Annotated in this window: 15 protein-coding genes and 2 pseudogenes; 9 read left to right on the top strand and 8 right to left on the bottom strand. The window is 71.7% G+C overall.

Features of this window, described 5'->3' with window-relative positions; translation table 11 throughout:
• The 4 genes and pseudogenes from VFC33_05845 to VFC33_05830 form a co-directional block, all read right to left on the bottom strand.
• A partial coding sequence (locus tag VFC33_05845; protein ID HZR12755.1) for a molybdopterin-dependent oxidoreductase occupies window positions 1–435 on the bottom strand: 435 nt, incomplete at its 3' end.
• Complete coding sequence (locus VFC33_05840) at window positions 407–745, bottom strand: rhodanese-like domain-containing protein (GenBank protein HZR12754.1); 339 nt, start codon at window positions 743–745, stop codon at window positions 407–409. The genes VFC33_05845 and VFC33_05840, both read right to left, overlap by 29 nt.
• Window positions 746–820: 75 nt before the next feature.
• Window positions 821–2,188 (bottom strand): annotated as a pseudogene (locus tag VFC33_05835) (rhodanese-like domain-containing protein).
• Complete coding sequence (locus VFC33_05830; protein HZR12753.1) at window positions 2,185–2,739, bottom strand: hypothetical protein; 555 nt, start codon at window positions 2,737–2,739, stop codon at window positions 2,185–2,187. The pseudogene VFC33_05835 and the gene VFC33_05830 overlap by 4 nt, the downstream one beginning before the upstream one ends.
• 116 nt (window positions 2,740–2,855) lie before the next feature.
• Between VFC33_05830 and VFC33_05825 the strand changes: the two genes are divergently transcribed.
• The 7 genes and pseudogenes from VFC33_05825 to VFC33_05795 all read left to right on the top strand — a co-directional run bounded on the left by VFC33_05825 (window position 2,856) and on the right by VFC33_05795 (window position 6,931).
• A complete protein-coding gene (locus VFC33_05825; protein HZR12752.1) occupies window positions 2,856–3,284 on the top strand; it encodes a nitroreductase/quinone reductase family protein in 429 nt (142 codons plus the stop codon).
• The gene (locus VFC33_05820) at window positions 3,281–4,129 is read left to right on the top strand and encodes an enoyl-CoA hydratase-related protein (protein ID HZR12751.1); all 849 of its coding nucleotides are present in this window, start codon (window positions 3,281–3,283) and stop codon (window positions 4,127–4,129) included. Before VFC33_05825 ends, VFC33_05820 begins: the two co-directional genes overlap by 4 nt.
• The gene (locus VFC33_05815) at window positions 4,126–5,166 is read left to right on the top strand and encodes a hypothetical protein (GenBank protein ID HZR12750.1); all 1,041 of its coding nucleotides are present in this window, start codon (window positions 4,126–4,128) and stop codon (window positions 5,164–5,166) included. Before VFC33_05820 ends, VFC33_05815 begins: the two co-directional genes overlap by 4 nt.
• 143 nt (window positions 5,167–5,309) lie before the next feature.
• The gene (locus VFC33_05810) at window positions 5,310–6,107 is read left to right on the top strand and encodes a hypothetical protein (protein ID HZR12749.1); all 798 of its coding nucleotides are present in this window, start codon (window positions 5,310–5,312) and stop codon (window positions 6,105–6,107) included.
• Between the two features lie 109 nt (window positions 6,108–6,216).
• A complete protein-coding gene (locus VFC33_05805) occupies window positions 6,217–6,390 on the top strand; it encodes a hypothetical protein (protein ID HZR12748.1) in 174 nt (57 codons plus the stop codon).
• Between the two features lie 64 nt (window positions 6,391–6,454).
• Complete coding sequence (locus VFC33_05800; protein HZR12747.1) at window positions 6,455–6,595, top strand: hypothetical protein; 141 nt, start codon at window positions 6,455–6,457, stop codon at window positions 6,593–6,595.
• Window positions 6,596–6,607: 12 nt separating this feature from the next.
• Window positions 6,608–6,931 (top strand): annotated as a pseudogene (locus tag VFC33_05795) (redoxin domain-containing protein).
• Between the two features lie 91 nt (window positions 6,932–7,022).
• Here VFC33_05795 and VFC33_05790 read toward each other — a convergent pair.
• The 3 genes from VFC33_05790 to VFC33_05780 are packed head-to-tail and all read right to left on the bottom strand — an operon-like array spanning window position 7,023 to window position 8,912.
• Window positions 7,023–7,766 (bottom strand): hypothetical protein, encoded by a 744-nt coding sequence (locus tag VFC33_05790; GenBank protein HZR12746.1) that lies wholly within the window; start codon window positions 7,764–7,766, stop codon window positions 7,023–7,025.
• Window positions 7,759–8,367, bottom strand: coding sequence for a carboxymuconolactone decarboxylase family protein (locus tag VFC33_05785; protein HZR12745.1), 609 nt, complete (start codon window positions 8,365–8,367; stop codon window positions 7,759–7,761). Before VFC33_05785 ends, VFC33_05790 begins: the two co-directional genes overlap by 8 nt.
• Complete coding sequence (locus VFC33_05780; protein HZR12744.1) at window positions 8,367–8,912, bottom strand: VOC family protein; 546 nt, start codon at window positions 8,910–8,912, stop codon at window positions 8,367–8,369. The genes VFC33_05785 and VFC33_05780 overlap by 1 nt, the downstream gene beginning before the upstream one ends.
• Before the next feature lie 574 nt (window positions 8,913–9,486).
• Between VFC33_05780 and VFC33_05775 the strand changes: the two genes are divergently transcribed.
• A complete protein-coding gene (locus VFC33_05775) occupies window positions 9,487–9,906 on the top strand; it encodes a cupin domain-containing protein (GenBank protein HZR12743.1) in 420 nt (139 codons plus the stop codon).
• Window positions 9,907–9,921: 15 nt separating this feature from the next.
• On the opposite strand, the gene VFC33_05770 is transcribed toward VFC33_05775, so the two are convergent.
• Window positions 9,922–10,542 carry a hypothetical protein gene (locus VFC33_05770; GenBank protein ID HZR12742.1) on the bottom strand — a complete coding sequence of 207 codons (621 nt, stop codon included), beginning with the start codon at window positions 10,540–10,542 and terminating at the stop codon, window positions 9,922–9,924.
• A 177-nt stretch (window positions 10,543–10,719) separates the two neighbouring features.
• Between VFC33_05770 and VFC33_05765 the strand changes: the two genes are divergently transcribed.
• Window positions 10,720–11,143: PilZ domain-containing protein (locus tag VFC33_05765; protein ID HZR12741.1), on the top strand; the 424-nt coding region annotated here is incomplete at its 3' end.

The following is an 11,143-nucleotide window of genomic DNA, read 5'->3' as shown; positions in this document are numbered from 1 at the left end:
GCGCTCGAAGTGCATCGGCGTACTCGCGGTCTCCGCCGTTCCGTGATCCGCGCCACGGAACAGCACGTGCGAGGCCGCGACCGCCGGTCGCGCACGATCGAGCACCTCGGCGAGCGGGACACCCGTCCATTCCGCCGTGCTGACGGCACCGAGACGCCACTGCTCGCCGTCGACCGGCGGGTCGAACGCCGCACGACCGTTCCCCGCGCACTCCAGCGTCACGACGAGCGAGTGCGACGGCATCGCCTTCAACTCGCGCAAATCGAGCTCCAACGGCCGCTCCACGAGTCCGGACACGGAGAGGCGCCAGGTCGCCTCGTCGACGACCGGTGTCGCGAAGTGGTTGCGCACGTAGAAGCGCGCGTTCGGCATCGTGACGCCGCCGATCAGCGCGGCGAGGGACGTCTCACAATTGAGCGGCTCCTCGCGGTGCACGACGAGCCCGGGCGTCGACGCCGCTGACCGATTCCGCACGGCCCGTGACGACCGGGAGCCCGGCCGCCGCCCACGCGCACATCCCGCCTGCGAGGTTCACGGCGTCGTAGCCCCATGCCCGCAGCGAGTCGGTCACCGCGGCAGAGCGACCGCCGGACCGGCAGATCACGACGATCCGGCGGTCGTGGGGCAAACGGTCGAGGTTCGCCTTCACGCTCGCCATCGGCACGAGTTGCGCGCGGGGTGCGTGCTCGCTCTCCCATTCGTCCGGCTCGCGCACGTCGAGGAGCAGCGCGCCCGCGTCGAGCAAGGCGCGCGCCGCGCGCGCGCCGACCTGTGGCGTCGCGGGAGCCTTCGCCGCGACACCGGTGGCGGTCGGGAGCCCTGCCCCCTCCCAGGCCGCGTACCCGCCCAGCAGATCCGAGACGTCGACGAACCCCGCGCCCGACAACACGCTCGCAGCGACCTGCGAGCGGTAGCCACTCGCGCAGTACGTGACGACGGGCGCGTTCGGGTCGAGCGCGGCCAGCGTGTCGGTGAGCGCGGGCAGCGGGATCTCGCGAGCACCCGGCAGCGCCCCGGCTGCGGTCTCGCCGGGGCCGCGCACGTCGACGAGCTGGAGGTCGGGCTCGAGCCCGCGCAGCTCCGCGAGCTGCTCGATCGTCAGCCGTGAGCTCGTCTCCACCACATCGGGTCGGAGCGAGAACGCGCCCGCGGGATCGCCAAGCTGTCCGACGACACGGTCGTAGCCGACGCGCGCGAGCCGGAGCTTCGCTTCGAGCGCGATCGCAGGATCGCCGACGAGGACGATGTCGGAGTCCGGTTCGAGCACGTCACCCGCCCACTCGGCGAAGCGACCCTGGAGCGCGATGTTCATCGCGCCGCGAAGGTGACCGGCGGCGAAGTCGGTCGGCTCGCGCGCGTCGAGGAGGATCGCGCCGTCCCTCTGCCTCTCGAGCACGTCGTCGAGCGTGAGCGGCGGAGGCAACTGCTCGTCGAGCAAGGGCCGGAGCTCGCGATTCCGCCGCGCGTCGTACGCGAAGTAGTGCGGTCGCGCTGGCTGACCTTCGGTCACCGCCGCGACGAAGGCTTCCTCGGACATCGGTTGCAAGGCGTAGTTGGTGCGCCGCTGCTCACCGATTGTCGAGCTCGTCTCGGTCGAGAGCTGCTTCCCGCAGGACGATCCCGCACCGTGCGCGGGAAACACACGAGTCGCGTCGGGCAGGTCGAGGAGCTTGTCGTGCACGGAGTGGTAGAGCTCGCGCGCCAGCCTCTCGGCGGACCAGTGCGGGGACGCCGACGCGAGTAGGTCGGGACGCCCGACGTCGCCGACGAACAGCGTGTCGCCGGTGAGCACGCCGTACGGCACGTCGTCGTCGGCGTGCTCGAAGACGACGATGCAGATCGACTCGGGCGTGTGACCCGGCGTCGAGCGGATCTCGAGGGTCACATCGCCGAGCGGAATGCGCTGGCCGTCGTGCAGCTCGTCGATCGGGAACTCGACGTCCGCCCCCGCGCCGTACGAGATGACCGCGCCGGTCTTCGACGCGAGCTCGAGGTGACCACTGAGGAAGTCGGCGTGGACATGCGTCTCGATGATGCGCTCGATCGTCAGGTGCTCGGCCGCGGCCTGCTCGAGGTAGACGTCGACGTCGCGCTGCGGATCGACCACCACTGCGCGTCGCGTCGAACTGTCGGCGACGAGATACGACGCGTGCGAGAGACATCCGAGGTAGTGCTGTGTGAAGATCATCGAGCGATCCGGGTTGCGTCGTCGGCTGCGGCAAGCACGCGCCGGACGCTCTCGACATCGAACGGGGCTTCACGAAGCGTCTCCGGATCCCATTGGCTGCGCGCCGCCGCGAAGTAGTCGCCGCCGTAGACGTGGATCGCGGCGGTGTAGCCGGAGCGCGGGTTCGCCACCGCGTGGATCGCGTCGGCGCCGAGCAGCAGCGTCTCGCCCGCGTCGAGCGCACGACGGCCCGACACGACGATGTGGTTGCCAGTGCGCCGGTAGAGCGTGTTGTCCTCGCTTCCCGCGTAGATGCCGTTCGCGGCCCACATCTGGTGGTCGTGCGGGAACAGCCGAACGTTCGGTGGCCACACGATCCACAGCACGGTGATCTCCGGAGACCGGTGGAGCGTCGTGATGCCGCCTTGCGCGGGAACGCCGAGGCAACGATCGACGGCGATAGGGTCGGCGATGGCGCGCCCGACGATCTCCTTCACGTTCACCGCTGCGTCGTCCGAGCTCACCGCGGACCGGCATTCGTCGACGAACCGGTCGACGTCGAACACGCCCACGGCGTCAGTGTGCGCCTCGCCCTCGTCACCGTCCAGTGTTCCTCGGGTCACGACGCGCGGCGACCTCGTGGTGCCGTCGCGGTGCAGCGGAGCCCGGCGGTTCGTATCGTGTGGCCATGCCGGGGGACGCCGTCTTCAAGGGCCTGAACGCGTTCCACCGCGGTGTGCTCAAGCTCACGGGCGGGCGGGTCGGGTGGAACGCGGGGCGGATGCCCGTCCTCGAGCTCACGACGACGGGCCGGAAGACGGGTCGCCGCCACACCGTGATCCTCACCTCGCCGCTGCAGGAGGCCGACACGATCGTCGTGGTCGGATCGCGCGGCGGTGACGACCGCCATCCCGCGTGGTTCCTCAACCTGCGCGAGAACCCCGACGTCGAGGTCGCGTTCGCGGGCGCGCCGGCGCGACCGATGCACGCGCGCGTCGCGACCGCAGAGGAGCGCGCGTCGTTGTGGCCGCGCGTGACGTCGCGGTACAAGGGCTACGCGAGCTACCAGCAGAAGACGTCGCGCGAGATCCCACTCGTGCTGCTCGAACCGTCGTGACCGAGCCCGCGATCCGGGTCGAGGACGACGGCGCCGTGCGCCATCTCGTGCTGTGCCGCGCCGGCGAGTTCAACACGATCACACCGCAGCTGCGCGACGAGCTCGACGCGGCGCTCGACGATGCCGACGCCGACAACCACGTGAGGGTCGTGTTGGTCCGCGCCGAGGGCCGCGCGTTCTGCGCCGGCTTCGGGCTCGACTGGTCGACCGCCGCGCAGGCCGACCGCGACGGCGCCGGCGGGCGCGTCTGGGACACCGTCGCCGACGTGCGCATGATCGGACGGTTCGGGAACACGTTCGCCAAGCTGCACACGATCTCGAAGCCGACGGTCGCCGCCGTCCAAGGGTGGTGCGTCGCGGGCGGCACCGACATGGTCCTCAACGCCGACGTGATCGTCGCCGGCGAGTCGGCGCGCTTCGGCTACCCACCCGCGCGCGTGTGGGGCGTGCCCGAGGCGCCGTGGGTCTGGGTGGCGCGACTCGGGCTCGAGCGCGCCAAGCGATATCTCTTCACCGGCGACGAGCTGAGTGCGGAGGAGGCGGCCGTGGTCGGGATGATCCTGGAGTGCGTGCCCGACGACGCGCTGCTGGATCACGCCTCGGGGCTCGCGCAGCGGATGGCGCTCCTGCCGCTCAACCAGCTCCAGATGATGAAGTGGATGCTCAACGACGTCGCTCGCCACCAGTACCAGCCGGACACGAGCCGCCTGCTCGGTTTCGTCTTCGACGGCGTCGCCCGTCACACGCAGGAAGGCCTCGACTTCGTCGCGCGTGCCGAGGAGGTCGGCTGGCGGGAGCGGGACCGGCCGTTCGGGGACTACGGCGAGCGCGAGGACCGCGCGTGACACGCTCCCGCGCGGCGGTCGCGGTGATCGCGACTTGCGCGTACGTCCTCGCGACGTTCGGGACCGCCGTTGCTGCGGCTGCCGACCCCGACCGCGGCGACGCGCCACGGATCGCGTGGTCGCATCTGCACAACCCGATCATCGGGTACGCGACGCGCGCGACGAAGGATCCTGCGATGGTCTTCGCGGACGGCCGGTGGCGCGCGCTGTTCTCGTCGATCGGCGCGGACGGCGCGTGGCGCATCGGCATCACGACGAGTCGCGACATGCGGCACTGGTCGAGGCTGCGCTTCGTGCCCCACGACCCGCGCGTCGGCGGTGAGGCGTCGCCCGACGTCGTGCGCGCGCCGGACGGTCGCTGGGTCGTCACGTTCCAGTCGTCGCCGCACGACGTCGACGGCGGCGAGTCGAAGCTCTACTACCGGACCACGACGGACTTCGAGCACTTCTCCCCCGCGCGCCCGCTCGCGCACGAGCTGCATCCGACGGCCGGCGACCGCATGATCGACGCCGCGCTCGTGTGGACGCCGGCGGGCCTGCTCCTCGGCGACAAGGTCGGCGGGCGCAACGGTCCTCAGGCGTTCGAGCTGGCGCGCTCGACGACCGGCTCGCTCGACGGGCCATGGGTCACGATCGGGCGACCCGACATCAGCGTCTACGGCGACACGATCGAGAACTACCAGTTCCTGCGGCTCGGCGGCCGGTTCGCGTTGCTCGCGACGAGCAACGTGCTCGACCGGCCTTTCCTGTTCATGTTGACCGGCGACCCGCGCGTCCCGTCCGGATGGCTGCAGTGGTCGGCGGGCCGGATGCTCGTGGTGCCCCAGGAGTCGTGGAACCCGGGGCGGGGCGCGACCGGCTCGACGTACGAGCACGCGAACAGCGCGTTCCTCGTCGACCGCCACACGGTCGAGGGGCGCTACTACCTCGTGTACGCGGACTCCCCGGAGCTCGTGACGTTCGCGCAGCAAGGGCACGCCCGCCTCGGCGTGGCGCGCAGCAGCGACCTCGTCCACTGGACGGTCCCACCCGGATGAGGACGCGACCGAGGCTCACCGAGTGACGCCACGGCGCGCGATCGGTACAGTCCCGGGCGCTCGGGGGAGAGGCGGCTCCTGTGCGTCGCGTCGAGGCGCGTCGCGGCGGTCGAGCCGACAACCGAGACGAGAGAGGCAGGGCCATGATCCGAAGACTGATCACCCTCGGTGCCGCGTGCGCGCTCGCGGGTGGGATGGTCGTCCTGGGCGCGCCCGCGACCGCCGGCGCGAGCAGCGACTCCGCGACGTGCTCGGGCCCGACCGGACCGGGACACTTCGAGCGGCTCGTCGTTCCGCCCGGCGCGCACTGCCAGATCAACGGCCGCGTGAGCGTCGACGCTCCGCTGCGGATCGGTGCGGGCGCGCTCGTGTTCGTGTCGCCGACCGCGCAACTCCGTGTCGACGGCTCGCTGACCCTGGAACGCGGCGCGGTCCTCGCCGCTCCCCAGAACACGTCGCCGATCGACGTCGACGGTTCCGTGCACGTGCGCAGCGGTGCCGTCCTGCTGATCGGCACCGAGACACCTGGTGGACCGCTCGTGAACCGCATCGACGGACCGGTTCTGGGTGACGACGCCACCGGCGTGCAGATCCACAACGCCAGCATCGACGGACCCGTCAGCCTGCGCGGTGGCGGCGCGGACAACCCCGCCGCGGACCAGGCCGCCGGCAATCAGCCGGTGAACTTCAACGACCTCGAGGACAACCACATCGACGGTCCCGTGAGCGTGCGGGGGTACGCGGGCATCTGGGCCGGCGTGATCCGCAACCACATCGACGGGAACCTGACGTTCACGAACAACACCGACAAGGACGAGTTCGACATCGGGTCCAACGTCGTGGACGGCAACGCGCGGTGCACCGGGAACAACCCGGCGGTCAACACGGGCGGCAGCCCCGGATCGCCGAACACCGTCGAGGGGCACAACACCTGCGGGTAGCTCCTCGCCCGCGTCGTCGACGGGAGCCCGGCGCTGCGCCGGGCTCCCGTCGCGTACAAGGGGCCGGAAATCCACCACCCGCGCTCACCGGTTGCGCATGATGGGGCTCGTGAGCGGGCGTGGGGTGTGTCCGGGCTGCGGCCGTGAGATCGCGGACCTCGACGAGGACGCCATCTACGTCCAGGCCGCGTGGTTGCCGGTGACCGAGGAGCTCGCGGAGACGGGCTGGTACCACTGGCACTGCACGAGCGTGGCCGCGCTCGATCCCGTCCACAGCAGCTGAGCGACGTGCCCGCGGTCGCGGCCGCGCGATGCGGGCGCCCCGGACGTCGAAGGGATCCGGTGTGGTGACGCACAGCGCGACCGCCTCCGTCGGCCAGCCGGCTCCCGACTTCTCGCTCGACGACGTCGACGGGCACACCGTTCACCTCGCCGACGAGCTCACGCACGGCCCGGTCGTCCTGGTCTTCCTGCGGGGGTTCGGCTGACCGTTCTGCCGCCGGCACCTCTCGCAGTTGCGGGACGACATCGGCCGCTTCACCGAGCTGGGTGCCCGGGTCGTCGCGATCGCGCCCGAAGGGCCGTCCGCCCTCGAGCGGTATGCGGCACGCGGGCCGTTCCCGTTCCCCATCGTCGCCGACGTCGACCACCGCACGTTCGACGCGTACGACGTCGGCAGCCGCGCGCTGAGCCTCGGCCAGCGGCCCGCGGTGTTCGTCGTGGACGGCGGCGGGATCGTGCGGTTCGACTCGGTCGGGACGCAGCAGTGGCAGATCCCGACGAACGACACCGTGCTCGACGTCCTGCGGAAGCTGCGCGACTGACGCACCCGGCGACCGCCCACAGCCGACCTTTGGGAGATCGACGGGCTTCCGTACCGCTGATCCCCCAGAGTTCGACCCGTGGAGCGGCCGGTCAGCCGTGGACGATCGCGGTGATCGCCTTCGCCATCCCGGCCGGGTTGGGGTCCTGGTAGACGGCCCGACCGATCGCGACGCCGGCCGCGCCACCGTCCATCGAGTCGCGGATCCCGGCGAGCAGTGCCTCGCGGTCGTCGCGACGCGGGCCACCGAGGAACAGCACCGGCACGCCGACGCTGCCCACGACGCGCCTGACCGCATCGACGCGCGCGCGACCGGGCTCGGCGTCCGGGACGGACAGCTTCAAGATGTCCGCGCCCAGGTCGTGCGCGATCACCGCGGCGCCGACCACGCCGTCGACAGAGCGGTCGATCGCGCCGTCGCGCCACGACAGCGACTCGATCATCGTTCGCAGCCCGAGCACACGCGCGGCCTCGAGGACCTCGCCGAGGAGCTCGAGCGCGCGGGCGGTGACCGGGTCGCGGCGGTCGATGCGGATCATGTGCTTGACACCGTCGCAGCCGAGATCGGCGGCACGCGCGCACGTCGCGACGAGCCGGTCGTCGAGCTCGAACGGCGTGCCGGCGAGGCCGGTGCGGTTGAGCGACAGCCACGACGTCTGGCCGGGCGCGAGCGCGTCCCGGAGCTCGACGAGCGGCCGCGTCGTCGCCATCAGCCCGTCGCAGAGCGGCAGCGCGGCGCGCAGCGCGCCGAGCAGGTCGTCCCACCGCTCGATCGTCGTGACGCCGCGCGCCCTGTGGTCGGCGGCGAGGATCACGAGCCGCTCCTCTTCAGGCACCGGCCGCATCCGGGATCTCGGCAACGGGATCGTCGTGGTCGTCGTACTCCGTGCGCAGCGCGCGGCTCATCACCGCGTGCATGTCGTAGAGCGCGGCGATGTACGTGAGCTCGAGGATCGCGTCCTCGCTCAAGGCGTGTCGCAGCGCGTCGAACACGCCGTCGGCCACGCGCCCGCCGTCGTAGACGAGCGCGTCCGTGTAGGCGAGAACGGCACGCTCGCGCTCGTCGAAGCACGACGCCACCTGCCACGCCGGGATCGCGTCGATCTTCGCGTCGGGGATGCCGGCGTCGCGGCACGCCTTGCAGTGCTGCGAGAAGACGAACCGGCTCGCACGCGCCCAGCCCACGCGCGTCTGCGCGAGCTCGCGGAGTTGCGGGTCGAGGACGCGCCGCGGGCTCTGGTAGAGCGCGAACCCGTCGACGCAGTGCTGCAGCACATCGGGCACGCGTGCGAAGACGGTCCACCAGTCGCCGCGCGTCCCGGTCGCGGTGCCCGGCTCGGCCACGGGGTCGCGTCCGGGCCCGAAGACGAGGTCGTACATCGCGGTGACGATCGGCGGGTTGTCGGACGCCCGCCGGACCGGCTCGAGTCTCGGCATCAGACGCGCTGTCGCGACGTCGCGGGCGCGTGGCGGACGTCGTCGGGCGTGAACGCGCGTGTCGTCGCGGCGAGCTCGAGCAGGATCCCGTCGGGATCCTGGAAGTAGACGGAGCGGACGAACACGCCCGGGTGCATCGTCTTGCTGATGCCCCACTCGCTGTCGTCGTGGTTGGCGATCTCGCTGCACGGCACGCCGGCCGCGACCAGCCGGTCGCGGTACTCCTCGATGCGTTCGGGCGCGACGTCGAACGCGACGTGGTTCATCGAGCCGATCGCGCTCGTGAGGTCGCCGGTGTCGGGACGGGCGGCGGGCGCCGCGACGCCGGGCGCGGCGTCGGGCGCGTCGGGGAACCAGAAGAACGCGAGCATGTCGCCGCCGCCGCAGTCGAAGAAGAAGTGCTGTCCCATCCCGGCGGGCAGCTCGATCGTCTTGACGAGCGGCATGCCGAGCACGCCTTCGTAGAACGCGACCGTGCGCGCCATGTCACTCGACACGAGCGCCAGGTGGTTGACGCCCCGGAGCTCGAACTGCGAATCGCCCATCCCGTCCCCATCGCGTGCCGGCAAGGTCGCCCATCATCGCCGACCCGCGACGGACGGGCCACCGACCTGCGCCACGCCGTGGAGGCGGGCTTCAGCGAGCCGGCGCGCCCTGTGTGCGGAGGCCCGTCACGATGTCGTCGAGCACGCGGTCGATCCTCTCGTCGGCCGCGTGCGCGTGCGACATGTGGAGGACGATCTGCGCGACGAACGTGGCGTCGGGTGGCGGCGGCCCGTCGGCGCAGGGGCGCCCGATCTCGCGGGGCCGGCACAGCTGCGGCCTCGGTCTGCGAGAGACACCCGGATGCGTGCGTCGCACCGATCGTGCCCTCATCACCGCCTCCCTGCTCCCCCCGCGGGCGTGAGCCCGCGCTCAGGATGTGCGGCTCCGGCCCTGGGCCCCAGGACCGGTGATCCCCCGGTTGCACGGCACATCGACCGCGCGAGCGGAATGGTACGAGCGCGGCCGCCGGCGGGCGCGGATCCCGCGCGATCGGGCCGGTGGCCTGGACGTCCGCACGCGGCCCGTCGATCATGCCGTCCGTTCGCATGCGAGGACGAGGAGTGGAGGTGCGCGATGACGGCGGCCGACGGTTCGTTGCACGGTGACGAGGAGCGGCTGCGGCCGTTCGTGTTCGACGTCGCCGCGATCCCGGGCTACACGAACGCGGAGCTCCTCGCGGGCGCCGATGACGCCGACGAGTACCTCGAGCTGCTCGGGCGCGACCTCGTGACGAAGCCGATCGTGCAGACGCCGAAGCTGTGCGTGTACCACGAGACCGCGAAGCCCGGCGAGCGCGTGAAGCCGCACCGCCACGGCACCTATCAGGTCGACTACGTGCTGCGCGGCGAGCTGATCTTCGGCAACACCCACGTCCGCGCCGGGATGGGCTCGTTCATGCCGGACACGCTGTATTCGTGGCGCGCGGGTGACGAGGGCGCGGAGTGGATCGAGATCCACTCGGGGATCGGCGGGATCTTCACGGAACCGGCCTGACGCGACGGGCCTGCGTCAGTGCCAGGCGCCGACCCAGCCCAGCGAGAGCACCGCGAGCACGACCCCCAAGCTCAGCGTGACGAGCGTGACGACCGCGCGTACAGCAGCTCCGCGCGCGGGCCCGTCACCGTGTCGCGCGCGTCGTGTCCAGTCGGCGAGAGCGAGCGCGGGCGTCTCGATGACGTGACCGAGGACGTGCACGGTCATGAGCGGGAACCAGAGGATGAAGCTCGCCTTGTGCGCCTCGAGGAGCCAGTGCGTGCCCGGGCCGGCGGCGAGCGCGGCGATGCCGGTCGCGAGCACCGCCGTCGACGTGACGACGACGAGCGGGCCGGCGAGGCGCAACAGCAACGGGGGCGCGCCCCTGCGTCCGTACCCGGGATCACCGAGGTAATACCGGGCGAACCGGTAGGTCGTCGTGCCGATCTTCAGCGCGACGGGCGGCACGACCAGCATCCCGACGAAGACGTGCGCCGAGACGAGCCGGTGCACGCGGAGGATCGTCACGCCCTCGATCGCGAGCAGCACGAAGAGGACGGCGCCGAGCGTCCCGGTCAGCCGCGCGTTCCCGACGACGCCCGCCGCGCCGTCGGCACCCGCCGACGGCCCGCGCTCGGACCCGACCTCCGTCTTCACCGCGGCGACCCCTCCTCGAACTGGCTCGGCGTCCGTGATGATCGGCGCCCGGGCTGAGAATCGGCGCGACGAACCGCAACGAGAAGGCAAAGATTCGGTCCTCGGACGGGCCGCTCAATCCTCGGGCGCTTCCTGCCGACAATGTGCTCGAGGAGAGTCGCGGGGCAGGAGACGGCCATGCCTGCGCGCGACCCGTTCACGACCGGCGGCGGGCAACCGTTCGTCCCCGACGAGTGGGGCCGCCGCTACTCGTTCCGCGTGCAACTCGACGTGCCGGTGCTCGTCTTCGCCGTCGACGACGGTGAGCTGCGGCCGTGCGGCGCGTGGAATCTGCACGACGCGTCGTGGAGCGGGGCGACGCTCCAGCACGTCGGCGACGACGTCGAGGCGGGGACGACGCTGCTCGTCCGCATCGACCACGTCGTCGGTGGTCGCCGGTTCACGGTCTCGCCGCGCGCCTGGGTCGTCGCGGTGGTACCGGGCCCGACCCGCACGCTCTACGACGTCGAGTGGCTCGACCTGACCGACGGGCAGACGGGCACGCTGCAGCATCTCGCGCTCGCGATGACACGTTCGCGGCTGCGTCGCATCCGGGACGGGC

The organism is Acidimicrobiia bacterium, assembly GCA_035651955.1.
Classification (GTDB): domain Bacteria; phylum Actinomycetota; class Acidimicrobiia; order IMCC26256; family JAMXLJ01; genus JAMXLJ01.
This window is presented reverse-complemented; position numbering and strand designations above follow the sequence as displayed.